At 44.9% G+C, this 25,088-nt stretch carries 31 protein-coding genes and 1 rRNA gene; 25 read left to right on the plus strand and 7 right to left on the minus strand.

What is annotated here, in order from left to right; translation table 11 throughout:
- Positions 1 to 65: 65 nt before the first annotated feature.
- From KSP24_RS18205 to KSP24_RS18220, 4 genes are all read left to right on the plus strand, one after another.
- The gene (locus tag KSP24_RS18205; RefSeq protein WP_013373043.1) at positions 66 to 404 is read left to right on the plus strand and encodes an STAS domain-containing protein; all 339 of its coding nucleotides are present in this window, start codon (positions 66 to 68) and stop codon (positions 402 to 404) included.
- An 18-nt stretch (positions 405 to 422) separates the two neighbouring features.
- The gene (gene rsbW / locus KSP24_RS18210; RefSeq protein WP_064963540.1) at positions 423 to 875 is read left to right on the plus strand and encodes an anti-sigma B factor RsbW; all 453 of its coding nucleotides are present in this window, start codon (positions 423 to 425) and stop codon (positions 873 to 875) included.
- The gene (locus tag KSP24_RS18215) at positions 872 to 1,645 is read left to right on the plus strand and encodes a sigma-70 family RNA polymerase sigma factor (RefSeq protein ID WP_013373041.1); all 774 of its coding nucleotides are present in this window, start codon (positions 872 to 874) and stop codon (positions 1,643 to 1,645) included. The genes rsbW and KSP24_RS18215 overlap by 4 nt, the downstream gene beginning before the upstream one ends.
- A gap of 118 nt (positions 1,646 to 1,763) precedes the next feature.
- Entirely contained in the window at positions 1,764 to 2,723 is a 960-nt protein-coding gene (locus KSP24_RS18220) for a magnesium transporter CorA family protein (protein ID WP_064963539.1), read from the plus strand.
- 115 nt (positions 2,724 to 2,838) lie between these two features.
- Here KSP24_RS18220 and KSP24_RS18225 read toward each other — a convergent pair whose 3' ends face one another.
- The 4 genes from KSP24_RS18225 to KSP24_RS18240 all read right to left on the minus strand — a co-directional run bounded on the left by KSP24_RS18225 (position 2,839) and on the right by KSP24_RS18240 (position 4,960).
- Positions 2,839 to 3,309 carry a DUF5665 domain-containing protein gene (locus KSP24_RS18225; RefSeq protein ID WP_044786240.1) on the minus strand — a complete coding sequence of 157 codons (471 nt, stop codon included), beginning with the start codon at positions 3,307 to 3,309 and terminating at the stop codon, positions 2,839 to 2,841.
- Positions 3,310 to 3,404: 95 nt separating this feature from the next.
- Complete coding sequence (locus KSP24_RS18230) at positions 3,405 to 3,806, minus strand: YtxH domain-containing protein (RefSeq protein WP_064963538.1); 402 nt, start codon at positions 3,804 to 3,806, stop codon at positions 3,405 to 3,407.
- Positions 3,807 to 3,848: 42 nt separating this feature from the next.
- Entirely contained in the window at positions 3,849 to 4,106 is a 258-nt protein-coding gene (locus KSP24_RS18235) for a GlsB/YeaQ/YmgE family stress response membrane protein (RefSeq protein ID WP_039276219.1), read from the minus strand.
- A gap of 140 nt (positions 4,107 to 4,246) precedes the next feature.
- Positions 4,247 to 4,960, minus strand: coding sequence for a phosphatase PAP2 family protein (locus KSP24_RS18240; protein ID WP_064963537.1), 714 nt, complete (start codon positions 4,958 to 4,960; stop codon positions 4,247 to 4,249).
- A 347-nt stretch (positions 4,961 to 5,307) separates the two neighbouring features.
- Here KSP24_RS18240 and KSP24_RS18245 point away from each other — a divergent pair, with 347 nt between their 5' ends.
- A complete protein-coding gene (locus KSP24_RS18245) occupies positions 5,308 to 5,910 on the plus strand; it encodes a pirin family protein (RefSeq protein ID WP_254207873.1) in 603 nt (200 codons plus the stop codon).
- A 158-nt stretch (positions 5,911 to 6,068) separates the two neighbouring features.
- On the opposite strand, the gene KSP24_RS18250 is transcribed toward KSP24_RS18245, so the two are convergent.
- The gene (locus tag KSP24_RS18250) at positions 6,069 to 6,296 is read right to left on the minus strand and encodes a DUF1128 domain-containing protein (protein ID WP_013373034.1); all 228 of its coding nucleotides are present in this window, start codon (positions 6,294 to 6,296) and stop codon (positions 6,069 to 6,071) included.
- A 120-nt stretch (positions 6,297 to 6,416) separates the two neighbouring features.
- On the opposite strand from KSP24_RS18250, the gene yyaC reads away from it, so the two are divergent.
- Entirely contained in the window at positions 6,417 to 7,010 is a 594-nt protein-coding gene (yyaC, locus tag KSP24_RS18255; protein ID WP_049789364.1) for a spore protease YyaC, read from the plus strand.
- 88 nt (positions 7,011 to 7,098) lie between these two features.
- On the plus strand, positions 7,099 to 7,893 hold the full coding sequence (locus KSP24_RS18260) for an alpha/beta fold hydrolase (RefSeq protein ID WP_216976145.1): 795 nt from the start codon (positions 7,099 to 7,101) through the stop codon (positions 7,891 to 7,893).
- Positions 7,894 to 7,993: 100 nt separating this feature from the next.
- Here KSP24_RS18260 and KSP24_RS18265 read toward each other — a convergent pair whose 3' ends face one another.
- Positions 7,994 to 8,560, minus strand: a complete 567-nt coding sequence (locus KSP24_RS18265; protein WP_216976147.1) for a pyridoxamine 5'-phosphate oxidase family protein — start codon at positions 8,558 to 8,560, stop codon at positions 7,994 to 7,996.
- 399 nt (positions 8,561 to 8,959) lie between these two features.
- Between KSP24_RS18265 and KSP24_RS18270 the strand changes: the two genes are divergently transcribed.
- The gene (locus KSP24_RS18270; protein WP_216976149.1) at positions 8,960 to 9,616 is read left to right on the plus strand and encodes a DUF6483 family protein; all 657 of its coding nucleotides are present in this window, start codon (positions 8,960 to 8,962) and stop codon (positions 9,614 to 9,616) included.
- A complete protein-coding gene (locus KSP24_RS18275) occupies positions 9,603 to 10,817 on the plus strand; it encodes a class I SAM-dependent methyltransferase (protein WP_040102893.1) in 1,215 nt (404 codons plus the stop codon). Before KSP24_RS18270 ends, KSP24_RS18275 begins: the two co-directional genes overlap by 14 nt.
- An 82-nt stretch (positions 10,818 to 10,899) precedes the next feature.
- On the opposite strand, the gene KSP24_RS18280 is transcribed toward KSP24_RS18275, so the two are convergent.
- Positions 10,900 to 11,223, minus strand: coding sequence for a hypothetical protein (locus KSP24_RS18280; RefSeq protein ID WP_013373028.1), 324 nt, complete (start codon positions 11,221 to 11,223; stop codon positions 10,900 to 10,902).
- Positions 11,224 to 11,368: 145 nt separating this feature from the next.
- Between KSP24_RS18280 and uptA the strand changes: the two genes are divergently transcribed.
- The 16 genes from uptA to KSP24_RS18360 all read left to right on the plus strand — a co-directional run.
- On the plus strand, positions 11,369 to 11,983 hold the full coding sequence (gene uptA / locus KSP24_RS18285; protein WP_013373027.1) for an undecaprenyl phosphate transporter UptA: 615 nt from the start codon (positions 11,369 to 11,371) through the stop codon (positions 11,981 to 11,983).
- A gap of 1 nt (position 11,984) precedes the next feature.
- Positions 11,985 to 12,554, plus strand: coding sequence for a thioredoxin family protein (locus KSP24_RS18290; RefSeq protein ID WP_013373026.1), 570 nt, complete (start codon positions 11,985 to 11,987; stop codon positions 12,552 to 12,554).
- A 3-nt stretch (positions 12,555 to 12,557) separates the two neighbouring features.
- Entirely contained in the window at positions 12,558 to 13,187 is a 630-nt protein-coding gene (locus tag KSP24_RS18295; RefSeq protein WP_013373025.1) for an MBL fold metallo-hydrolase, read from the plus strand.
- A gap of 244 nt (positions 13,188 to 13,431) precedes the next feature.
- Positions 13,432 to 13,641, plus strand: coding sequence for a hypothetical protein (locus KSP24_RS18300; RefSeq protein ID WP_025675432.1), 210 nt, complete (start codon positions 13,432 to 13,434; stop codon positions 13,639 to 13,641).
- 80 nt (positions 13,642 to 13,721) lie between these two features.
- Positions 13,722 to 14,108 (plus strand): hypothetical protein, encoded by a 387-nt coding sequence (locus KSP24_RS18305; RefSeq protein ID WP_025675434.1) that lies wholly within the window; start codon positions 13,722 to 13,724, stop codon positions 14,106 to 14,108.
- A gap of 293 nt (positions 14,109 to 14,401) precedes the next feature.
- Entirely contained in the window at positions 14,402 to 14,689 is a 288-nt protein-coding gene (gene gatC / locus KSP24_RS18310; RefSeq protein WP_013373022.1) for an Asp-tRNA(Asn)/Glu-tRNA(Gln) amidotransferase subunit GatC, read from the plus strand.
- Positions 14,690 to 14,716: 27 nt separating this feature from the next.
- The gene (gatA, locus tag KSP24_RS18315; RefSeq protein WP_025675437.1) at positions 14,717 to 16,174 is read left to right on the plus strand and encodes an Asp-tRNA(Asn)/Glu-tRNA(Gln) amidotransferase subunit GatA; all 1,458 of its coding nucleotides are present in this window, start codon (positions 14,717 to 14,719) and stop codon (positions 16,172 to 16,174) included.
- A gap of 26 nt (positions 16,175 to 16,200) precedes the next feature.
- Positions 16,201 to 17,646 (plus strand): Asp-tRNA(Asn)/Glu-tRNA(Gln) amidotransferase subunit GatB, encoded by a 1,446-nt coding sequence (gene gatB, locus KSP24_RS18320; protein WP_216976151.1) that lies wholly within the window; start codon positions 16,201 to 16,203, stop codon positions 17,644 to 17,646.
- Between the two features lie 131 nt (positions 17,647 to 17,777).
- Complete coding sequence (locus tag KSP24_RS18325) at positions 17,778 to 18,239, plus strand: GNAT family N-acetyltransferase (protein ID WP_216976153.1); 462 nt, start codon at positions 17,778 to 17,780, stop codon at positions 18,237 to 18,239.
- 59 nt (positions 18,240 to 18,298) lie between these two features.
- Positions 18,299 to 19,012 carry an MgtC/SapB family protein gene (locus KSP24_RS18330; protein WP_025675440.1) on the plus strand — a complete coding sequence of 238 codons (714 nt, stop codon included), beginning with the start codon at positions 18,299 to 18,301 and terminating at the stop codon, positions 19,010 to 19,012.
- A gap of 82 nt (positions 19,013 to 19,094) precedes the next feature.
- Entirely contained in the window at positions 19,095 to 19,730 is a 636-nt protein-coding gene (locus tag KSP24_RS18335) for a hypothetical protein (protein WP_025675442.1), read from the plus strand.
- A gap of 7 nt (positions 19,731 to 19,737) precedes the next feature.
- Positions 19,738 to 21,141, plus strand: a complete 1,404-nt coding sequence (locus KSP24_RS18340; RefSeq protein ID WP_216976155.1) for a DUF4097 family beta strand repeat-containing protein — start codon at positions 19,738 to 19,740, stop codon at positions 21,139 to 21,141.
- Between the two features lie 108 nt (positions 21,142 to 21,249).
- Positions 21,250 to 21,681 carry a Fur family transcriptional regulator gene (locus KSP24_RS18345; protein WP_013373015.1) on the plus strand — a complete coding sequence of 144 codons (432 nt, stop codon included), beginning with the start codon at positions 21,250 to 21,252 and terminating at the stop codon, positions 21,679 to 21,681.
- Between the two features lie 186 nt (positions 21,682 to 21,867).
- Entirely contained in the window at positions 21,868 to 23,586 is a 1,719-nt protein-coding gene (locus KSP24_RS18350) for a glycosyl hydrolase family 18 protein (protein ID WP_216976157.1), read from the plus strand.
- Between the two features lie 56 nt (positions 23,587 to 23,642).
- Positions 23,643 to 24,578 (plus strand): nucleotidyltransferase-like protein, encoded by a 936-nt coding sequence (locus KSP24_RS18355; RefSeq protein ID WP_058712417.1) that lies wholly within the window; start codon positions 23,643 to 23,645, stop codon positions 24,576 to 24,578.
- Positions 24,579 to 25,029: 451 nt separating this feature from the next.
- A 16S ribosomal RNA gene (locus KSP24_RS18360) occupies positions 25,030 to 25,088 on the plus strand; the annotation flags it as partial.

A 25,088-nucleotide genomic window follows, 5' to 3' on the forward strand; every position in this document is an offset into this window, starting at 1 on the left:
CGTGATTCAAACACTCGTATATTGGGTTAGTATGTAGGGAAATCTTTTTTTGGGAGAGTAGGCCAATGAATACTAATAAAAATGAGAAGTTCAATGCGATCACAGAAACAGCTGATGGTGTAAATACCGTTTATCTGAGTGGAGAATTGGATCTTTCGGTAGCACCTGATTTTCGTCTGGTCATGGAGCCTTTAGTGGGGGAATCCAGCCAGGATTTGATTGTTAACTTGAGAGACCTTAAATACATTGACAGCACAGGCATTGGTATTTTGTTATCTATTTTAAAAGCAAGGCATGGGATGGAGTCCCGGTTTACGGTTCAAGAGGTACCGCCTCAGATTCAAAAACTGTTTGATATGACCGGTATTGCCAAATTCTTTGCCCCCCAGGAGAATTCCCAATAGGAAAGGAAAGAAAAAGAAATGAATGCTCAAATTCAAAAAGTAGTTCTTAATTTGCCGGCCACAGCTGACTTTGTTGATATTGTAAGATTAAATTTATATGGTATTGCCGCGAAAATGGGATTCTCTTATGAGGAGATTGAAGACATGAAAGTGGCCGTATCGGAAGCCTGTAATAACTCTGTCCTCTATGCATATGGTCATGAGGGAGGAGTCGTGGAAGTAACATTCGAATTTGACGAAGCTTCGTTGTCCATTCGTGTCAAAGATGAAGGGGAGAGCTTTGAACGCGTGGAGGACCCGTCCCGTATTGCATCCTTGCATGACAAGGAGTTGAATGATGCGCAGATCGGCGGATTGGGCTTTTATCTCATGCAGGCGCTTATGGACGATGTTCATATCTTGAATGAGACAGGAAAAGGCACCGAAGTGGTGTTGGTAAAGCGTCTGACCAGAAGTGAGGAAACAGTATGAATGAAAAGGTAACTCCCCCGGAGTCGATGGATGAAGCCGTTGGTCTAATCTGGGAGTACCAGCAAACCAAAGATAACGAAATTGCTACCGTGCTGATCCGCAAGTATGAGCCTATGGTCAAGATGGCTGCCGGGAAGATATCCCGTAACCGTCCGGACTTATACGAGGATTTATATCAGACCGGTCAGATGGCTTTGATACGTCTGCTCCAGCAATACGATATCAGCTTGGGTATCCCATTTGAGCCGTACGCTATGAAAAGTATGCTGGGACATATGAAAAATTATTTGCGCGATAAATCCTGGTACATACAGGTTCCTCGCCGTATCAAGGAAAAGGGAGCGCTTGTTCAACATGCCATTGATGAGCTGACCGTCAAATTAGAACGCTCACCCAATGTGAACGAGATTGCGGAGTATCTGGACCTTACCGTTGAGGAGACGATCGAGGTGCTTGCTGGTCGCGAGTGCTATCACTATGTTTCACTGGACTCGCCATTATCTCAGGAAGAGAGTGCAGCTACGTTAGGTGAGCTTATTAGCTCAGATGCTAACGATTTTGACACTGTGGAAAAACGGATGGATCTTCAGCAGGCTTTAAGCCAACTGAAAGAGCAGGAACAGAAAGTGCTTCTTCTGGCATTTCAGGATGGTCAATCTCAACGTGCGATTGCACAGACGTTGGGTGTATCACAGATGAGCGTTTCCCGTATTCAGAAGCGGGCAACAGAAAAGTTGAAGCAGATTATGTCTAATTCCTCTATTTCATGACAAGATCGCTGAATTCATGGCTTATAATATTTGACGTCCCATCGTAAGGACACGTTATTCCAATTAGGGAAGCGTGTCCTTTTTATAAAGCGGAAAAAACAAAGAAAGGATGGAATCCATGACAGCATTTGAACAGATTTCTACCTTTCGTGGAGGCTGGGAATGGTGGGACATCTGTGCTGCGGACTGGCAGGATTCAGTCATACAGCACTTGAAGGAGAAGCTCCCAGAAGCCGCAGAGTGGCTGGATAAGGTAGAGGACATTCCATCCAGTTTTATTTCTGTGCGCTTTCCAGATGGCAATCAGCCGTTGATGTGCGGATCGTTGATCTACTCCGTTCAGGAGGAGATCGACAGTCAGCGCAATTGCAACAAGTTTTATTTTCTAGTCCTAGACCAGAAGCTAGTGACCTTAAATCTAGACCAAAATACCCGTGAAATTATGCATACCGCAGAACGCCAAACCATGCTGGAACAGTGTGAGGATGCAGCAGACGGCATGTTCGTTTTGGCGAGAGCCGTGCTTCATTATTTTCATACGGGAATGGATAAGTTTGAGATCAACCTGAGAAGACTGGAAGAGGACATGGAGAAAAGGAATGCACGTACGCTGATGGATTCTATATTGAATGCGCGTTTCGAACTGTTGTATTGGAGCAATATGTTCATCCCTTTTTCAGAGCTGGTCACGGCTTCCCGCGAAGCATATCTGGATAAGCTGGAGGAGAATCGCTTTTTTAAGCAGTTATTGTACCGTGTCACTCGGATGGAGGGACTTTTCCGCCATTATGAAAAGGAAATCGACACATTGATCTCCATAGATGATGCCATTTCCGCATTTAGGGGCAATGAGATTACGAAGACGCTCACCATTGTGACCGCTGTATTTACGCCTGCCACTGTAGTGGGTGCTATTTGGGGCATGAACTTTGAAAATCTGCCTTGGATTAAAACAGGCTGGGGCTTCACCATTGTGATTGTTGCTACTCTGCTAAGTATGGCGGGGATGTACGGCTGGCTGATGATGAAGGGGTGGACGGGAGATTTATTAAAAACAAACAAGCGTAACAAATTGTAGTGGCTGCTTACACTAATTACAATGTGCATTCAAAAAACGATCCATCGCAACCGAGAGCATTTTGGGAGCTCAATACCGGTTACGATGGATCGTTTTTATATGAGATAGAAGACAATTACTTAGTACCTTGGCTCATTTTGATATATCCTAACAATTCGGCGATGAAATCTCCGATGACCGGAAGATTTAACTGCACCAGGAAGCTGAGCAACCAAGCGAGTAAGGCGAGTACGACCACTGTACCCAGTGTAAGGCCAAGACCTCGTGAAATCCCAGCCGTCAGATTGCTGATAATTCTTCTTTTCGTGCTGGAGTAGTTCTCTATAATATCTTTGAATTCTGCTTTTTCCAATGTATCTGCGATTTGATCTAGACGTTTGTTAAGCCGCTTGACCTCATGACGTAGCTCAAAAGGATGTTCATCCACATCAAAATCTCTTTCATGATCATGCTTTTTAACATGAGTAGGTGAGGTCTGCTTGGATGAAACCTCGTCTGGTTGATCTTGTGTCTGCAGGGGGTGAAAGGTTCTCTTGTTGTTCCGGGCAAGATCATCTCCATAGGAGTTTGGTTTGTTCATGGTCATCCCAGCCTTTCTATCATTTAAAAACAGCCAGCTTCTTGCATGCTGGCTGTTCAGTGTTTGGAGCTTATTTTGGTTGTAATCGAAATATGTTGTTATTAGGAATTTGCATTTAATTGCTTCTGAGTGTCCTTGGCTGCCTGAGCCGTTGCATCCATAACTTCTTTATCCGCTTTGGCCGCTTCATTAGCGACATCCGCAGAGGCTTTAGTTACGCTGGATACGATGTTGTCTTTGCTCTCGGCTACCGTTTTGGCTACATCTGCTGTTTTGGTGGAAACGGTTTTAGCCAAATCCGTTGCTTTGCTGCTGACTACGGATGCGACATCCTTGGTTTTATCGGAGACAACGGTCATTTTTTCGGACAGATCGCTACGCAAATCGCGGCCTGGTTTTGGAGCGAACAGCAGGGCTGCCGCAGCACCAATCAAACCTCCAATGAATAAACCCTTTGCAAAACCTGAAGTGCTTGCCATATTTTGATTGTCCATGTTACTCATGATATATCACTCCTTTTATAGAATAAAAAATATATATAAATGTTAGGTAGCCCTTCTTAATAGTTTGGACACAAGTCCGAGCAAGAACACGAACAATGCGGTTCCAAGTATGGCTGGAATGACTGCAAAATCTCCGATGACTGGGCCCCAGTCTCCTAGAATCATGGCACCGAGCCAAGCTCCTACAAATCCAGCAATCATAGAGCCCGCAATGCCGCCAGGCATTTCATGACCAGCTAGTGCATCGCCAATCAATCCGATAATAATAGCCATTACAATACTTAGGACAATTCCCCACACAAGGATCGCCTCCTTTATCTTGAGTTCACACAACGATAATGTTTTTGATGAATCTCTGAGCTTTCGTTATTTCTTCGCCTTGCTTACTTCGTATATAAACGTTGTGACCGTGAGTGAAACAAAAAGCCATCTTAGAGCGCTTATGGACGGGGGAGAGATGAAGGGGAGGAAGGCCACAGACGCGCTTGCCAATAGACCACGGGAATGGTAAATACCAGCCAGATCATACCTGCAATATAGCCGCCTACAATGTCGGTAGGAAAATGAACTCCTAAATATACACGGCTGAGGCCAATCAAGAGAATGAGCAATGCACCAAGAACACACGGAAGGAAGAATGTTCGCTTATGAACCATTCGTTCTATAGCCCAAATGGCAAATATCATTCCGTAAAATCCCATGGAAATCATCGCATGACCGCTGGGGAAACTGTAACCCCCCGCTTCCACCAAATGTTGAAGAGACGGGCGTTCCCGTTGTAAAAATTCTTTTATGATCGTATTTAGCACCCACATCGCGGTAAAGCTGCTTAGGATGGCAAAGGAGTACGCTTTTGAACGGAGATAGACCCAGCACAAGATTGCGGTACCGATTGCTATCAGTAATGATATGCGGAATGAGCCTAACGATGTAATGAAGATGGCGACGGGTAGCAGTTGGTAATGAGTAGCAGCTGTGTCTGGAAAAACAATATCTTGAATGCGCTCATCCCAATATAGAAAAGGAGCTGTGCCAATCCATCTTACTGAATAGGCAATGAGAAGTAAGACAGCGATCATGATCATAGATGCGGATAGACTGCGACGCAAATAGCTTGGTAAGAATCGGAATCGTTGAGGTTCATGGGATAGCATATGTAGTAAATCGCCTCCTTATGGCTGTGATAGATTGATTTTGTGTACTATTAACTTAACGAAAAATGAACTGGAGAGCAAAATCAGACAGAGACAATAGGCTGATTGACGCATATAAGTGCGGGGTAAAGGGATCGTATTACAGCGTTTGTAATGCCAGGGCCGGAAGTGGATTAGGAATCACGAAGTAAGGGCTGCTTTACGGAACTGAAATCCATGGAGGTGTTAAGGATGATTAAAATAGTGACATCAGCAGAGAGACATACCTCAAATAAAGGATGGATTCATAGTGAGTTTAGCTTTCGTTTGCAGATTATGAAGATCCGAGCAATGCCCATTTTGGATGTATGCTGGCCCATAATGATAATGAGCTTAAACCGCAGCAAGGGTTCAAAAGACATCCGCATCATGATTTGGAAATCGTTACCTATGTAATTGAAGGTCTTCTGCATCATAGCGACAGCTTGGGCCACGAACAGGATCTGAAAAGCGGCTCGATCCAGGTTATGAGTGCAGGCACCGGGATTGAACATGAGGAGCGAAATCCTGGGGATGAAAAACCGGTTCGCTTTTTGCAAATGTGGTTTCTACCTGAGAGTCCTGGCCTTCAGCCTTCTTATCAGGTACAAAGATTCAAGCATAGTGAACGCCTAAATCGACTTCAGCCTGTAGTGTCTGGTTCAGAGGTGGAGGGAGCGCTATCCATTGCACAGGATATAAATCTGTATCTGAGTAGATTGGAAAAGGGACAGCAGCTTGAATATCCGCAGCAAGAAGAGCGCCGTACTCACATTTATATCATTAGCGGTCATGTCGAAGTTACGTGTCAGGATGGGGAATTTCAGTTAAGACCTGGTGATGCCGCGCGAATTCAAAAAAGCTGTACATTAAAGATACTAGCTACAGGGAATGAGGAAATATCTGAACTGGTATTAGTAGATTTGCCTTGAAGTGTCCATGGGTAAAGGAAGAAGTGTATGAAAATACGTATATACATCGAAAAAATAAAGCTCGTATCCCTTGTGCGTCTGTTAAGACGACTGGAGATACGAGCTTTATTTATGGTGACAAACTTAAAATAGCCAAGCTGTCTGTCCTACAAGCTGGTTTAGGAGGACTTACGCAATCTACCCAGTTCGGAGACAATGGCTTCAACCTCTGAAATGCTGAGGTTAGGCTTGCTGATCACCATATCGTAGACATCATGGATGTCCTCGTATTGCTCTAGCGAGAAAGCGGAAGCCTGCATAGCAGCACCACTCGCCATACGAAGCTTGGTTTTAATGCCCTCAATCATATACTCAATGTTGGCATGAGACGGTACAGACAAATCCATCGTTAATGTTCCATCCTTTCATAACAGGGGAAGTTGCCTGTATTGTATCATGTTTTTGTTGTAGAATGTACTGATAGCCAGATTACCGATATACAACTGAATGAAGGAGGATGGACAAAGTTGTCTTTGTATAATCGAGCTTCTACATCCGGTCGCTCACCCTTAGAACCTACTAATGTAGAGAAAACAGATCGCGACGGACTCGCACCGTTTTTCCGAGAAATTCAACATCAGCATGCTATGGATAAGTTGACTTTTGTATGTATCGGTACAGATCGCTCGTCGGGTGACTCACTCGGGCCACTGGTAGGCACCATGCTCAAGGAGCAAGGCTTTCCGAATGTGATTGGCACAATGACGGAGCCTTGTGATGCGGATCATCTGGTTTCATACTTGGAGCGTATTCCCCAAGATCATCATGTGATCGCCATAGATGCTTGTCTTGGACAGCATGGCTCAACGGGAATGTTCCTTGTTGCCCGCGAACCGCTAACCCCTGCGCGATCGGTTGGTCTGTCTCTGCCGTCTGTCGGGCATTATAGCGTTGCAGCGATTGTGAATGAGCGCAGTGCCAAACCGTACTGGACACTCCAGATGACGTCGCTTCACCTGGTCATGACGATGGCTGCATATATTGCAGATGCAGCGGCTTGTGAATTTGGCTTTAAAACAGCTTCGCAAGATTTTCCAGCGGGTTACCGTTTCAGATATTGATGGTCTGCTTAATAATATACATCAGCACGTTCTACTTACTAATATATTCAGAACGAATAGATTATATACAGAGAAAGAAGGGTTCCACATGGAAAAGGTATTATGCGAAGGAACGACGATTTGCTATGCCGAACAAGGAAAAGGAGATCCGATCATTCTATTGCACGGATTTTGCGGAAGCTCCTCCTATTGGGATGAGGTTGTTCCCTTGCTATCCCCAAGCTATCGTTGTATTGTTCCAGACTTGCGTGGACACGGACGCAGCGATGCTCCACTCGGAGCCTATACGATTGATCAAATGGCAGACGATGTGCTTAAACTTCAGGAACAATTGGACATTCCTCAGGCTGCATGGTTTGGTCACTCCCTAGGAGGCTACTTGGCCCTTTCCGCGGCCCAGAGACATGCAGAGCGTCTTACGGCCTTTGGATTGATTCATTCGACGGCTTATGCAGATACGGACGAAGGTAAAGAAAAGCGGAACAAGGCTGTATCCACCATTCAAACGGAAGGAATTACAACCTTTGTAGATGGACTCGTACCGGGGTTGTTTGCTCCTGAACATGTGGAGTCGATGCCAAACCAACTACTCAAAGTCAAAGAAATTGGCTACAAAACACCTCCTCAAGGAGCCGTAGGAGCATCACTGGCTATGCGCGAGCGCCCGGACCGTCGGGATGTGCTGTCGGCTTCTGCATTGCCAGCTCTTTTAGTAGCAGGGGAGCAGGATCAGACGGTTCCTCCAGCACGGACGTTTACAACAGATCGAACCGGGGTAACCCAGGTTACTCTACCGCAGTCTGGACACATGAGCTTGATCGAAGCACCGCAGTTATTAGCGAATGCCATCTTGTCATTTTTAGACCAGAACTTGAAAAAGTAGAGTAAGGTAAGTCTAGAAACCGGAACCTTCTGATGTGGTATTAGAGGGGATCCGGTTTTTTGCTGACTTGTTGCTTCCTATTGGTTAATGTGCAAAATGCCTAAGTCATATTGTTTTTGTTCAAGGCAAACGCCGTCGGCAAACCGTCAATACTCTCTAAATTCTTCCCGTATGCATACTTTTTAAGTGCTTCTTCGCCCATCTGAATCGCCACGTCCTTCAGCTTTTCCCGTTCGCTCGTGTAAGTCATGAAGGGAACTGCAAAACCACATGAATGTTGCACCATATGAACATCAACAACAATGATTTGTCTTGCTCCAGGCAGTGGATTGAAGAGAGGATAGAGCTCATTCCAACGCTTTGTATTGGGCAACACGACTGTGCCAGTACCAAAGAGCCTTAATACACAGGGCTCGCCTTCAAATGCACAGAACATGATGGTTACCCGTCCGTTCTCTATAATGTGCGCACTTGTCTCGTTGCCACTTCCCGACAAGTCGAGATAGGCTACCTTATGATCTGACAATATACGAAAAGAATCGTAGCCCTTGGGGGAAATATTCACATGCCCCGTCTCAGATACAGGTGCTGATCCTACAAAGAAAATATGCTGCCGCTGTATGAACTCCTTATATTCCGGTAGTATCGAACTAAATTGTTTTCCCATACTTCAACATCCTTCCCGTAAAATATTAACTCATAATTTTGTTTCTCGAGAAAATAAATATTATATTTTATTTCGCGAATTAATATGTTAAAAAGATTATTTTTGTTTCTTATGAAACAAAAATAACATGAGACTAACGGAGAATCAATATCAAAATTTCGAATACTTGTATTTGAAGTTGGTTACATGATCGGCTACAAAACACTGTGCTACCCGAATGTTACGTGTTATACGTGATTTTCTGAGTGCCGGATCATTGATGCTATAAATGATTTGTAATTGTGCTAAATGAGTTTACGCCATGTCGGCGGCATTTGGCTTTTAGACAAGGATGTCTTACAATCAGAAGGGACAGGGTTGCTGGGTCTCTAGGCATCAGGATGAAAGGAAGGGAACGGCTTGCTTAGAAAAGATTATTTGCTTAGCATGATGAAAGAATTGACATCAGCAGTGGCATCGGTGCTCGGTCTGAGGCGTGAAAATAAACACGTTGAAGCGCTAAAACAACTAGATGAACTACTTAACAAGCAGTTTCGCCTTCGTTCAGATTTGCTCAGACGATTGCCGCCGGAACAAATTATTGAGCTTTTCCGAATGGGCCCTGGGATGGAAGCGGATGAGCTTCAGCAAGTGGCTCGCATTCTGGAAGAAGAAGCTGTTATATACATGGAGACCAGCAGATTAGACGAGGGCATACGAATTTTAATGAAATCTCTTCATTTATATTTGTACAGCGATCTGAATGGCGCGACTCGTGATCTACAGGTCCTGCCTGAACGAATAGCGTGTATCGTAAAACTGCTTCATGAATATGAACTCTCTCCGGAAACCAGCAAGCTGTTAGCTGTTCATTATGAGCGGGAAAACAGGCTGGACCAAGCCGCAGATGTCTGGTTTGGATTGGCATGGGAGCAGCCGGAGCTGAGATCAGAAGCAGAGACATTTTACAGTCAGTTACTGGATAAGACCGATGCAGAGCTAGAACGGGGTGGAATTTCACGCCAGGAAATCATCGAGGGTTTGTCCGAGATCACCCAATTACATGAAAGAAAGTGAGATGTACCTTTTGGATTCACTGCGCGAACTTGTATACCAATTGACCACGGGAGGATCCCTCATAACAGCAACGCTGAGTCAGCTGCGCAAACGTGAGGATGCTTCTTTTACTAAAGTACAAATCAAACCTGTGGAATTGAAAAACAAACTGCATTACCAGTTTGCCTTTCATTACAGCAACAAAGTCATTCATGAAAATCTGACCCCTGACGAAGCTAATGAGCGCATGACTGCCTTGTTTGAGGACACATTCCGCCAAGGGCTTCTATGTGCCAAGGATGCAGACTACCAGGTGCTAATCAGTAAAAAATATAAAGTATCCATTCTGACAAAGTCACCGAGCAAAAGTAAAGCCGATCTGTCTCATAATCGCAAAAAGCAATATGTGCTTGAGGAAGGAGAGCGTATTCCTTTCCTGATTGAGCTGGGGATTATGAATGAGGACGGTAAGGTACTGGCCCGCAAATACGATAAATTCCGTCAAATCAACCGTTTTCTCGAAATGGTGCAGGATGTATTGCCCAGCCTTCCGGTAGGCCGTCCATTGACGATTGTAGATTTTGGCTGCGGCAAGTCGTATTTGACCTTTGCCTTATATCATTATTTGGCAGTACAGCAAAAACGACCTTTGCAGATTGTCGGTTTGGACTTGAAGGCAGATGTCATTGAAACCTGTAATCTTCTGGCTCAAAAGCTGCAATATCGACAGTTGGAGTTTCTGGTCGGAGATATCGCAGACTACAATGAACTGGAGCAAGTGGATATGGTCGTTACCTTGCATGCATGCGATACAGCAACAGATGCAGCGCTGGAAAAGGCTGTCCGCTGGGGAGCGTCTGTCATTTTATCAGTTCCGTGCTGCCAGCATGAGCTGTTTAGCCAACTGGAAAATCCGGTATTGGAGCCTTTGCTCTCCCATGGCATTTTAAAAGAGCGTTTTTCTGCACTGGCAACGGATGGACTCCGGGCCAAGCTGCTGGATATGATGGGGTATCGGACACAGCTCTTGGAATTTATCGACATGGAGCATACGCCTAAAAATATTCTGATTCGTGCTGTCAAAGGCCAAGCGGGAGAACGGTCCGTTCTGTGGCGTGAGTATACAGCATTTCGGGATTTTATACATGCTGATCCTTATTTGGAACGTGCCTGTGCGGATTTGCTTCCCGAAGGGGCGGGACAGCAGCAGACACACAGCTAAGAATATAGCAAAAAAGTGGAGCCACCGCAGGGTGGCTCCACTTTTTTGTAGTTTACAGTTCATGGTTGCTGTACGCAAACATCTAACCGCCATAGGCACTTCTAAAAGCGGTGCACAAGACATCACGGTCCACCTTCCACAATGCCGCGAGCTCCTCGCTGACATCTTCGTCCCACCAGTCGCACAGTAGTTTGCGATTACTATGGTTTTCCGCAATCCAGATGAGGTGGCCGACGACCTTGCGGCAATATAGCTCCTCGCCCTGCTTGACCAGATCAGGAGCAATGTGAACAGGCAGACGTTTGCAGGTTCGGTACAGCTCTTTGCTGCATGCGCGGCGGATACCACGAGCCGTGGGTAAACGGGATTGTGGATTGTCATGTTTGGGGAATTTGCCGGGAGGCATATTGTACCCCCTCCTCTCTCTCACAACTTATGCGGGCACAGGAGCTGGGGTCACTGACCGCCCTAATGGAGCGAAGTGGCGACTTGTTCTGCCGCTGTGATACACTAATGAAAATAGAGAAACAGGCAGGGAGTGGGAAGGAAAAATGGACCATATATCTAGTATCATTAATTATTTGTTTGAGATCATTCGCAGTCTTGGGTATTTTGGTATTATGCTAGGCTTGATGGTGGAGGTCATTCCAAGTGAAATTGTCCTCGCTTATGGCGGTTTTTTAGTGTCCTCGGGTCATATTAATTTTTTTGGCGCAGTCGTGTTTGGAACGATTGGCGGGGTGCTGGCCCAGCTGTTTATTTACTGGATCGGACGCTATGGCGGCAGACCCGTATTAGATAAGTATGGTAAATACATACTCATCAAAAAAAGTCATGTTGACCACGCTGAAGCCTGGTTCAATAAATATGGCACAGGGGTCATTTTTACAGCTCGCTTTATCCCTGTTGTTCGTCACGCGATCTCAATCCCTGCCGGGTTGGCTCGAATGAACGTATGGCGCTTTATTATTTTGACGACGCTGGCGATTATACCTTGGTCTGTTTTGTTTATATATTTAGGTATGCTGCTGGGAGACAAGTGGGAGCAAATTGACGAAGTGGCGGCACCTTATATCAAACCCATTTTGCTGGTTGCTCTTGCGCTCTTGATCATTTATTTTGTTATCAAATGGATTGTAGCCAAAAACAAAAAAGGAAGTGTATAACATGAGCCGTACTAACGTATCGCAATATTTCGGCAAGGGCTTGAGTCCTGAACAATTTATGGAGGGCATGGAAAAGAACAAGGAAGCCTTCCGCTCTGGATACGATCAGTTTGTGTGGAGCAGCGAAGAGGATCGGGAGTTTTTTGAAAGCCTGAACCATCGTGATGATCTGCGTGTGCTTATTTTGGCTGCCGACTGGTGTGGGGATGTCGTACGCAATGTGCCAGTTGTGTTCCGCGCGCTGGAGAATAGCGGTATTCCAACCGAAGTATTGATTCTAGAAAATCATCAGGCGCTGATGGACGACTTCCTGACAATGGGCGGACGTGCTGTGCCGATTGTGATTTTTGCGGATACAGGAGGTCATGTACTTGGCCACTGGGGACCACGCCCTGCACATGTCCAACAAATTATGATCGAATTCAAACGTGAAAATCCAGATCGGGAAGCCGATGACTATCAAGAAAAAATTGCAGTAGCTCGCAAAGAAATGGCTGAAAAATATGGGGAGGGAACCGAGGTCCATCCTGTGATTGTTCAGGAATTACGCGAGCTGATCTCGGGATTTTAACTTATGACCTTATCAATTCGCAGCTTTAATCTGGGTCCACTTCAAACAAATGCTTATTTGCTTCAAGGGGATGATCCACAGCGCGCCGTTATTATTGATCCAGGAATGAATCCGGGTCCTTTGCTGAGAGCGATTGAGTCTCTAACCATTGAAGCTATTCTGCTGACTCATGCCCATTTTGACCATATTGGAGGGGTGGAGGAGATTCGCAATGCGAAAGGATGCCCGGTGTATCTGCACGCTTTGGAGCAAGACTGGCTCACATCTCCTAAGCTGAATGGCTCCCTGATGTGGCCAGAGGCATCTCCACCGATCTCGACAGGACCTGCCGAATATGATTTGGCGGAAGGTCAGCAATTAAAACTAATCGGACACACGTTCAAGGTGCTCCATACACCGGGGCATTCACCCGGAAGTGTTAGCTTCTTGTGTGGCAAAGATCTTTTCTCAGGGGATGTGCTATTCCGTCAGGGCGTCGGACGCACAGATCTGACTGGTGGTCGGGAACGCGACTTGTATGATTCCATTCAGAATAAGTTGTTTCCGCTTGGAGATGACGTTACAGTTTATCCTGGTCACGGACCCAAAACATCCATTGGTTATGAGAAAGCTAACAATCCGTATATTCGGTAAATTTGATAAACGTTAATTAATTGAGGCAAAATCAAAGAAGTGACAGGTTTTGCCTCAATTCGACAACAAAATATAAATTATGTATAGACAAAGGTTTTTATTTTTGTTAACATAAATTTATTAAAGTTACATACTAAACTCGCGAAGCACGCAAGCTGTGGATGAATCCCGGTTTGCGTTCTTTTTTTTGCCCATTAAGAGGATAAAGAGGCATGAGGCCATCAGATCACAAGGGGGAGCAAGAATGAAAAGAAAACATATATATGGTGTACAACGTGAGAACGAAGGCAGTTTCCGTCTTTCCGAAATAGTAGATATTGAAGATGTTGTGGTAGGTTCCGAGCCGAAGATCATAACTTGGAAAAAGGTAAAACGGCGGGGCGGAACCCTTACGCAAAACTGGCATATACGGCTTAATGAGCATAGATTTGGACGTGGAGACGATCGATTATGAAGATACATAGATGATATAGACAAGCTACCTTTTTTTTAGTAGACTTAGCAGATAAGTTCAGACAAACGGGGGGGCTAACGATGCATCATTTAGGAGCTAGAATTATGATCGTCGCGGATGCTTTTGAGCAGAATCTTCCTGTGGGCGAACATGGTTATATCATTGCTTACGACCGTAATGCGGACAATGCTTTTGACTATGTCATTCGCGTACCGAAGGTGAACCGCAATTTTTTTGTACCATCCGGAGACATCGAGCTGGAAGAGAGTATTCTCAAGCTGGAAGCCGAGCGGATTGAGCGTGAAGCGCTGATAGATTATGCCCTTGCTACCCATAATGAGCAACTGTTCATGCATGTGATGAACGGTGGTATTGATTCGGTAGAGACTGAGGAAGAAGAAACCGCGGCGGAGTTGTTGTCACAGGCTGATTTTATCAGACAAGTCAATTTGCGTGCTTGGATATAGGAATCGGCTGTTGCCGACTCTTTTTAACAATATATAATGGGCACGATTTCAGCTGCTATAGTTTTCTTGAAAGAGCACCGAAAGGTGCTTTTTTTATATTCTTTTAGTAACATTTACCTCATTAATGTACAGTCTGCTTCTGTACCGCGTCAAAGATTGAATTGTATAGGGTTCTATCCTATAATTAAAAACGTTATTTCAAAGTTCGGTGTAACATTTTTGATACCAGGATTTTGCAAAATCCGATTCCAGTCGCTTATTGGATTTTTATATATACATGAGGAGGGTTTTGAATGAACATTTCCAAGGAAGATGTCCGTCACGTAGCCAGGCTGTCCCGGTTGAATTTGACCGAGAATGAGGAAGAAACGATGACAGGGCAATTAAACGCCATTCTCCATTATGCGGAGAAGCTGAATGAGCTGGATACGGAGCAGGTAAAACCGACCACTCATGTGCTGCACGTCAGCAATGTCATGCGGGACGACGAAGTTCGCGAAAGTTTGACGCATGAGCAAGTGATGCGTAATGCACCTGAAGAAGAAGATGGACAGTTTAAAGTTCCTGCTGTTCTGGAATAGATTTCACATTTGAAAGGAGGATGCAAATTGAGCTTGTTTAATAACACATTGCCGGAAATACATAACAAGCTGCATCAAAAGGAAATTTCCGTGAGTGATCTGGTGGGGCACGCTCTGGAGACAATTGATGCGCGGGAAGACAAGATCAGAGCCTATATTACCGTTGACGAGGAACAGGCCCGGGCATCCGCACGTCAGCTGGATGATCAGCTGATTTCCGGAGAGGAAAGAGGATTGTTGTTTGGCCTGCCGGTTGGTATTAAGGATAATATCGTGACGGAAGGGCTACGCACAACATGTGGCAGTCAGTTTTTGAAAAATTTTGATCCCGTTTACGATGCCACAGTGGTTGGCAAGTTACGCGCAGCGCAAACCGTGACACTTGGTAAAATGAACATGGACGAATTCGCTATGGGTGGTTCTAACGAGAACTCCAGCTTTTTCCCCGCACGTAACCCTTGGGATTTAGAACGTGTTCCCGGCGGTTCCAGTGGCGGCTCGGCTGCAGCTGTTGCGGCGGGTGAAGCTTATTTCACGCTCGGTTCCGATACAGGCGGCTCCATTCGCCAGCCCGCTTCTTATTGCGGCGTAGTTGGCCTAAAACCAACCTATGGTCTGGTATCCCGTTTTGGACTGGTGGCCTTTGCTTCATCTTTAGACCAAATCGGTCCGATTACAAAAAATGTTCAGGATTCGGCCTATGTCCTGCAAGCCATTGCAGGCTATGACCAGAAGGACTCCACCTCTGCGAAGGTAGACATTCCTGATTATTTGAACGCTTTAACCGGAGATGTAAAAGGTCTTCGTATCGCTGTACCTAAAGAGTATCTTGGTGAAGGCGTAGACCCACAGGTCAAGGAAAAGGTGCTTGATGCACTGAAAACACTGGAAGGATTGGGCGCTGTATGGGAAGAGGTATCTCTTCCACACACGGAATATGCGGTTGCGACATACTACCTGCTGGCTTCATCCGAAGCATCGTCCAATCTGGCCCGCTTTGACGGTGTGCGCTATGGTGTGCGCGCTGACAATCCAGATAACCTGCTTGATCTGTACCATCAGTCCCGTACGCAAGGGTTTGGTCCTGAGGTGAAGCGTCGGATTATGCTCGGTACCTATGCACTCAGCTCCGGGTACTACGATGCTTATTATTTGAAAGCTCAAAAAGTGCGCACACTGATCAAACAGGATTTTGATCGTGTATTTGAACAATATGATGTGATTATCGGACCTACTGCACCGACTACCGCTTTCAAAATCGGCTCCCAAGTGGACGACCCGTTGACGATGTATTTGAACGATATTTTGACGATTCCGGTGAGTTTAGCTGGCGTGCCGGCGATCAGTATTCCTTGTGGTCTTGCAGATGGAATGCCAGTCGGACTACAAATTATCGGGAAAGCCTTTGACGAGTCTTCTGTACTGCGCGTAGCGCATGCATTCGAACAAAATACTGAATTTCACAAGCAGCGTCCGCAGCTGTAATTTGGCAAAAAGGAGGGAACCTATTCATGTCTACAACTACATCGAAGTATGAGACGGTCATTGGACTTGAAGTCCATGTGGAATTGCATACGAAGTCCAAAATATTTTGTGGATGCTCGACATCCTTCGGAGCGCCGCCAAACTCTCATACATGTCCGGTCTGTCTTGGACATCCTGGAGTATTGCCTGTATTGAATCGTCAAGCCGTTGATTATGCGATGAAAGCGGCAATGGCGCTCAATTGCACCATTGCTGATGTGAGCAAGTTTGACCGCAAAAACTATTTCTACCCCGATTCACCGAAGGCTTACCAAATTTCGCAATATGACCAGCCGATCGGCGAGAACGGCTGGATTGATATTGAAGTGAACGGTGAAACCAAGCGTATCGGTATTACCCGGTTGCATCTGGAAGAGGATGCGGGGAAATTAACCCATGTTGATGGTGGCTATGCGTCTTTGGTTGATTTTAACCGGGTCGGCACACCATTGGTTGAAATCGTTTCGGAGCCGGATATATCTTCGCCGGAAGAAGCCAAGGCTTATCTGGAAAAAATACGTGCCATTATGCAGTATTGTGACGTATCCGATGTGAAGATGGAGGAAGGCTCGCTTCGTTGCGATGCCAATATCAGTCTTCGTCCGCATGGTCAAAAAGAGCTGGGAACCAAAGCGGAACTGAAAAACATGAACTCCTTCCGTGGTGTACAGCGCGGACTGGAATATGAGCAGTTCCGGCAAGAACAGACCCTGGACGAAGGTGGAACGATCGTACAGGAAACACGTCGCTGGGATGAGGCACAGGGTAAAACCCTGTCCATGCGTGGTAAGGAACAGGCGCACGACTATCGTTACTTCCCGGACCCGGATCTCGTTACACTGCATATTGATGAGGAGTGGAAAGAACGTATCCGTGCTTCGATTCCTGAATTACCCGACCAGCGCAAAACACGTTACACTTCGGAATATGGATTACCTGAGTATGATGCACAGGTAATTACGTCCTCCAAACCATTGGCTGATTTGTTCGAGGATAGCCTTCAGTTCACCAAGGATGCCAAAGTAGTATCCAACTGGATTATGGGGGATCTACTCGGTTATTTGAACAGCGCCGGTGTGGAACTGTCGCAGGTTAAATTGACCGGTCGGGGCTTGGGTGAAATGATCGGACTGCTGGAGAAGGGAACGATCAATAGCAAAATCGCTAAAACGGTCTTCAAGGAAATGCTGGAAAGTGATAAACTGCCACAGCAAATTGTCGAAGAAAAAGGGCTTGTACAAATCAGTGATGAGGGTGCGATCCTTACAATTGTCGAACAAGTTGTAGCAGCTAACCCGCAATCAGTTGAGGATTACAAAGCTGGCAAGCAAAAGGCCATCGGCTTCCTAGTCGGTCAAGTGATGAAGGAGAGCAAGGGGAAGGCAAACCCTGGCCTTGCTAATAAGTTGCTGACGGAAGTGTTGAACCGTTAATGGCATAGTTATGAAAGGGGCTTGTCTTTTAGGGACAGGCCTCTTTTGCATAATTGCAGAGAACGTATGGGCATCGAACAAGTATCAGAATCGTAATGACATATTATAGTTTCCTTAGGAGGGCAAACAGCATGGTTACCCTATGTTCATTGGAAGATGATGATATTGTCAGTCAGATATGGCGTCTTCAGCACGTCGCTTATAGACTGGAAGCTGAGCTGATTGGATTTGATGAGATTCCTCCACTGATGGATACATTGGAGACACTTAGAAGCTGTGGAGAGTCTTTTTATGGGTGGTTGGAGGATGATGAACTGCTAGGAGCGCTAGCTGTGCAGTCTGAATCGTCTGGTTCGCTTACCCTTACACGTATGATGGTTCATCCATATCATTTTCGCAAAGGGATTGCGGACTCCTTAATGAAGCATGTTTTGAATGAATATCAGAATGTCCCGCTGTTTATCGTCACCACAGGAACTTTAAACACTCCTGCAGTGACACTTTATCGAAAACATGGTTTTCGACCCGTTTCCGCGGCAGAAGTGGCCCCAGGTGTGGAATTAACCACCTACCATTTGCATAACGTGGAATAATACTCACAAACCGCGTGCCCGGACAAGGAAGCACGACACAACCGGGAGGAGAGACTCGAATGAATAATCCGTGGATTATAGATGATTCACATATCATTTTACGGCTATTACTGTCCATGCTACTCGGTGGATTCATTGGCTTTGAGCGAGAACGTTCCAATCACGCTGCTGGTTTGCGGACTCACATTATGGTCAGTCTTGGTTCGACGCTGATTATGCTGCTCTCCATTTACGGCTTTGCTGATTTTATTAAAGAAGCTAATGTGCGTATAGATCCAGCTCGTTTGGCTACGGCGGTGATTACTGGCGTAGGCTTTTTGGGGGCAGGTACAATTATGTTCACAGGTAAATCCATTACTGGACTCACGACGGCTGCTTCCATTTGGGTCGTAGCTGCCATTGGCCTTGGGGTGGGAGCAGGCTTCTATTTACCTTCTATAGCAGCAACGGTGCTCGTATTTTTAAATTTATGGGTGTTCAACAAATTAGAACTTCGGTATATGCGTGGACGCAAGCCTCATCTTATTACACTGTACGGATTGTCCTCTCACGGATTGCTCGATCAAATTTCGACTTATTTAGAGCAAGAAAAAGTGGAAATACGTAAAATTATGATTAAAGAACATGAGCATGTTCCATTTCATGAATTGCATCCGGATCGTCAGAGTATGGAGGTTTCCCTGGAGGTGCTGGCCCGACATGACTTTAATGCGGTACGTATTGCAGCTGATTTACGACAATGGGAAGATATAGCTGCAGTCTCCGTTGAGTGACCATAACCCTTTTTTTACAGTTACTATCAAATCTGATTGGGGTACTATGTAACCATCAAAGCATTTTTCAGCGGAGCTACGTATGGAATTCAAAGGGGAGGATGGCATGAACTCGGAACAACCGTTACCGTCTGGACAGCCTGGGCAGCCACATGGACAGAAACAGCGAGGACGTCTGCAATACGCTAAATTTCGCAAAGTAATTGCTATTATCATGGCAGCACTGATACCAGGAATGGGACATCTTTTCTTAGGATTGTTTATTAGGGGACTTACATTTATTGTATTGCTCCTGCTAGATATTTTTGCGATGCTGTATGTTTCCTCAGATGGATTGAGGATTAACATCCCATTACTTATTTTGCTTGGATTGTTCATACCCGTATTATATTTTTATAATGTATATGATGTACTACAGTCAGCGGATTACATGGTTCGTTATCGGCGCAAGCCGGATCAATATGCACGAATGGATGCTAGAGGTCAGCAAAGCAGTCCTTTTTATGCATGGGAAAGAGGTTTTGCTTTTGCAGTGCTACTGGTGGCAGGCGGTGGACTTATGATTCTGTTCCGCATGAAACCTCGCTGGTTAAGCATTTTCTTCGAAGATTATGGATTTCTGACGCTGGCCATTATATTAATGATGATCGGTTTATTCCTTTTTCTAAGGGAAGCCTTTCTATCCTTTAAACGTAAAAAGTTGAAAGAAAGAGGGTGAAGCAGGCGTGCACCGCAAAATAAGAGTCGGCCGCTACACCTCTTCGCTTCTGTTGATGGCTGTAGGCATTTTGCTGATTGTAGATGTGCTTCAGAACACGGAATATATGCTTCAGCTCCTTGTGTGGTGGCCTGTAATTTTTGTACTTTGGGGACTGGAGTATCTGATTTTTTTTGGTGTGTATTATCGCAAAGAGGGCAAGCCTGACAACGGACGACGTTTTAGACCTGACTTAAAGGGGATTCTGTCCGCTTTGGTAGTGGCTGCTTCGGTTTTTATCGTGACCCAGCAAAACCATTATATGTACCTGTGGAACCGGGTTAGTCTCAATCTGACATCGGCCTCTATGGATTTTAGCCAGGCTAAAGAGAATCGGTATGATATGGGCGGTGTGCTGGTACCGGTAACTATGCAGACGTCCGATTTAGTAGTTGATTCAGTGAATGGAGATATAACACTGATCAGACGGCCGGTATCCAATATAGAGGTACGTGGGACTCTATGGGTGGATCAAGCGCCTGCTGCCGAAGCGGACAAGATTGCTCAAGCTTCTTCACTGACTTCTACCGACGGCAAGACCATCCAGATTCGTCCAGAGGTACAGTCATACGGAGCATCAAGTAAACGTCAGCCTCGTATGAACATGTTGATCACCGTACCAGAGGATCGGCGGTTCAACATGCAGATTAGAACCTCCAACGGGAATATCACCTTGAATGGAGTTGACGCTATCGACAGCATCCGGCTTGAGAGCGGTAATGGGAATCTCACAGTTAATGACGCTATTGGCAATGTCAAAGGAGGCACCCTGAACGGACAAATTAAATTGCATCGGATTTCCGGAGATGTGGATGTACGCACGAACCGTGGAGATATGCAGGCAGGGGATATTGAAGGGGCCGTGTCACTCCACACCATGGTAGGTGACATTCAGGTCGCTCGTTCGGAAGGGGATATCACCGTTGATACTCAGAATGGTGACATGAATGTGCTGAATTCTACAGCCAAGCTGAATGCAAATTCGCTTAATGGCGCTATCAAAGTGCATAGCGAGCAGGTAGGTGGAGATTGGAAAATATACAGTGCTGTCGGTGATATCGTATTGGATCTTCCATCGAATGGAGATTTTCAGTTAGAGGGTTCAAGCAGTTATGGTAATCTTCAGTCTGATTTTCCGTTTAAAATAGACAGTAAAAGCATTTCAGGCCAAAACGGAGATGGCAAATATGTGATTAGCGTAGAGGGTAACAGCAATTTAACCATTAAAAAGTTGCTGATGCCGTCGTTACCTGACTTGGATGATTCTGGGGGATCGACTGTGCCTGATGCAACTGGAATTTCTCCAGATGAGACTGAAGTTCCTGTGAACGATACTTCTATAGGAACATCCAGGGACAATACGGCGCGTTGACAAGAATCTTGAGTAGACCGTACAATGTGAATAGCTTTAGAAGTGAATTGTAAATAGATGCGTGGTAATTGATAGGATTGCAAGTAAGGGATAAGGCGGTGGACATATATGGCAGCACGCGTCCAGCATGCTTTGGAACTTCTGAAGAAGACAGGTGTACGCATAACACCCCAGCGCCATGCCATATTAAACTATTTAATGGAATCTATGGGGCATCCGACTGCAGATGAAATATATCGTGCGCTTGAGTCCAAGTTTCCAAGTATGAGTGTGGCTACGGTTTATAATAACTTAAAGATGTTTATAGAAGCGGGTATGGTACATGAGTTGACCTATGGAGATAACGCCAGTCGTTATGATGCCAATATTTCGGAGCACTATCACATCATTTGCGAAAAATGCGGAAAGATTGAAGATTTCAGTTATCCGTATTTGGCAGATGTGGAACGCCATGCCGCGTTGGAAACTGGCTTCGAGGTGCATGGACATCGTATGGAGTTACACGGAGTATGCAAGGCTTGTAGTAACAAACAATCGTAACGAAACAAGGAATAGAAGTTTTTTGTGCGGTATGTATATATTGTAATGGATTGGAAACGTGAGGAATTCCCCATAAGTGGGGATTTACCGCGTTTTTTTATTTGAATCACTTTGTTTTTTGTTTCAAGTAATCTGTTAAAGTTACAAAATACAGAAATCAAAATTTCTTAAAATGGAGGTTCCATATTGGCCAGAAATCATTCCAGACGCCGCCGTAAACGTTCTCGATTCAAAGGAGCGGCAAGCCTGCTATTAATCGCAGCGATTATATGTGCAATTACTGTCGTATGGTACGGTAATCCTCTTCACGAGAAACCCGATTGGCAGGGGAGTGTCCGACCTATTTTTATGAAGGGCAAGTTGACCGGATATGAAGCTCAAAGCTCCGGTAAGAACATGCTGATGCCGCTTAAATTGATACAAGGTCAAATAGACCCTACAATTCGTTATGAGGATGACAGCCAAACCGTCATTATGACAACGAGACAAAGCTTGCTCCATATGAATGTTTCAAAGACACAAGGCGAACTGAATGGTAAAACATATACGTCTAGCGCTGCTCCTCAGATAATCAGTGGAGAGGTGTATGTCCCCATTGAGGCTGTACGTGAAGTATATGGTATATCCATCCACGAAGACCCTGTAACAGGTGCCGTCATTCTGATGAAAGCCGGAGAGAAGGTCAGGCTAGGTAGTGTAGAAAAGAAAGATGGGCAACAGGATGCTAGGATAGCTTTGCGTAAAGAAGCCTCTAGTCTATCCTTTATTTTGGCAGATGTATCACAGCAGACGAAAGTACGCATTTGGTCTCAACAGGGCGATTGGTATTTTGTGCAGTTAGACAATGGTTATGCAGGATACATTAAGTCAGACTGTATCTCTGAAGGAGAAGAACTTGTGATACCTTCGGTTAAGGACGATTTGTCAATCTCGGAGAAGCATTGGCAGGGTAAACCTGTGAATCTCGCTTGGGAAGCCGTCTATAATCGTAGGCCGGATCCTTCCAAATTTGATCCTATGCCTGGAGTAAATGTGGTGAGCCCTACATGGTTCAGCGTCGTTGATCATGAGGGTACTGTAGAAAGCAAGGCGGACCCTGCATATGTCAGCTGGGCACATCGTAAGGGGATAGAGGTATGGGGCTTGTTGAGCAACAGCTTTAATCCCGAAATAACAACAGAGGCACTATCTACCTTTGAACGTCGAAAGTCGATTGTAGATAAGATGATTTCACTTGCCCAAGAAAATGATCTGGACGGTATTAATATTGACTTTGAAAATGTTCATACAAAAGATGGTCCCGATGTCACCCAATTTTTACGGGAACTTAAACCGATGGCTCGGGAACATGATTTGATACTGTCCATTGATGTTACGCCTAAATCTCAAAGTGAGATGTGGTCTGCCTTCTTGGATCGAAAATCATTGGGTGCGATTACTGATTATCTCATGGTAATGGCGTATGATGAGCATTGGGCAGCTAGTCCAAAAGCCGGTTCGGTCGCCTCGTTACCATGGACAGAAGCGTCAATTAAGCGCATTCTTCAGGAAGACGAAGTGCCGCCTCAAAAAGTGATTTTAGGTATTCCGTTATATACTCGTGTTTGGTCCGAGACTCCCAAAGAAGGGAAGATTAAGGTCACCTCCAAATCAATTGGTATGGAGTCAGCGGCGGAAATCGTAGCCCAATTTAAGTTGAAACCCAAATTTAGAGCTTCCGAAGGTCAGAATTATGTGGAGTATACCGAAGACGGTGTGGTCAAAAAGATTTGGCTAGAGGATCAGATATCCCTGAAAGCAAGAGTAGAACTTGCCCAATCACTGAACTTGGGTGGAATTGGTGTGTGGAGTCGAAGCTTTGCAGATAAAAACGCTTGGATAACACTGAAAGAAATAATTAAATAAAATAAAAAATAATACAATTGAAGAAGGAAGTCTCTTATTTATGTAGAAATGATCACATGTATCCAAATATCCAATTTAGCGGTTATAGCCGCCTTGCAGGTATGGAGGGTGAAGTGCAGCTAACCAAATTAAACCTGATGCATGATGAATTGTTGCAGGAAGATTCAATAGGTGTTATTTCGTACAGAAAGCCAGGAGAATATTTTCATGGTTCAATGTTGTACGACTTTGATGAACTCATTCTAATTATTGGAGAAGGCCGGGAGCCAGTTCGATCTATTCAACACTTATATATTAATGGATTAAAATGCCAAGTGTTGTACACAACGCTTAGTTGTCTGAAGGGTTGGATTATCGCAGGTGAACAAGCCAACATTATAGATTATGTGCTAGAAGGTCGTATTGTCTGGGAACGGGATGACAGGGTACGTCTTTTAAGACAGGAAATTATTGAATTTGACGATCCACTGCGGGAGCAGAAGCGATTTCATGAGTTCTCGCGCTTTCTGGTCAATTACGTTCAAGGTAAAAAAGCAGTGCGAGAAGGGCGAATCATTGACGCTTATCAAAGTGTCCTGAAGGCACTGGATCATTGGGCGTCTATTGAACTCATTGAACGTGGGATTTATCCGAAGGTTCACTTATGGGTTCAGATGCAGCCGCTGGATCGAACAATTGAGAAGCTGTATAACGAGCTCACATTAAGTACGGAGACTCTGGAGCAACGGGTTGAACTGGTACTGCTTGCTTGTGAATTTTCAGTCATGTCAAAAATGGAGAACTGCTCCTCTCCGCTATTCCGTATATTAGGCAGCAGACGGGAACCTTGGTCTATAGATGAACTTATGAATCATCCTGAGTTAAAAAATCTACAATTAGATCTAACCGTCGTGCTCCGTAAACTGGTTTATCGTTCACTTATTAGAGAATCAGCCATCGGGGAATTTAGGGATCGCGGACAAAATCGTGAACTGCGCTACTCCCTTCTTTGATGAGCGGAGGTTAATTAATCAGGAAGAAAGGTCGATAAACGATCTATTCTTCCTTTTTTCTTGCGCGATTTAGAATTTACAGGAAATGAAAATAAACAAATGATTATTTTAGCTTGACGAGTATGCAAAATATGTGCTAAGTTATAACTCGCCCCATTAAGCAACATGAATAATTTAGAACTGTCTAAAGCAGGATAAAAGGTGTTGCATCAAGCAAGAAAATAAATTTTTAAAAAATGCTTGACGAAAAATGAGGTTGTGTGTTACATTATTTAAGTCGCCGCTGAGACGCGGTGGTGAAACAAAGTAAGAAAGAATGAAGTTTGATCTTTGAAAACTGAACAACGAGTGAGTAAATGATTTTGTTCGCAAAATCAAACTAGAGATATTTTATCTCGTCAGTTTCGACATGAGCTAATCGCTCTTTCTATAGACCAACTTCGGTTGGTCTTTAATGGAGAGTTTGATCCTGGCTCAGGACGAACGCTGGCGGCGTGCCTAATACATGCA

The sequence above is a fragment of the Paenibacillus sp. AK121 genome (assembly GCF_019042715.1).
Taxonomy (GTDB): Bacteria; Bacillota; Bacilli; order Paenibacillales; family Paenibacillaceae; genus Paenibacillus; species Paenibacillus polymyxa_C.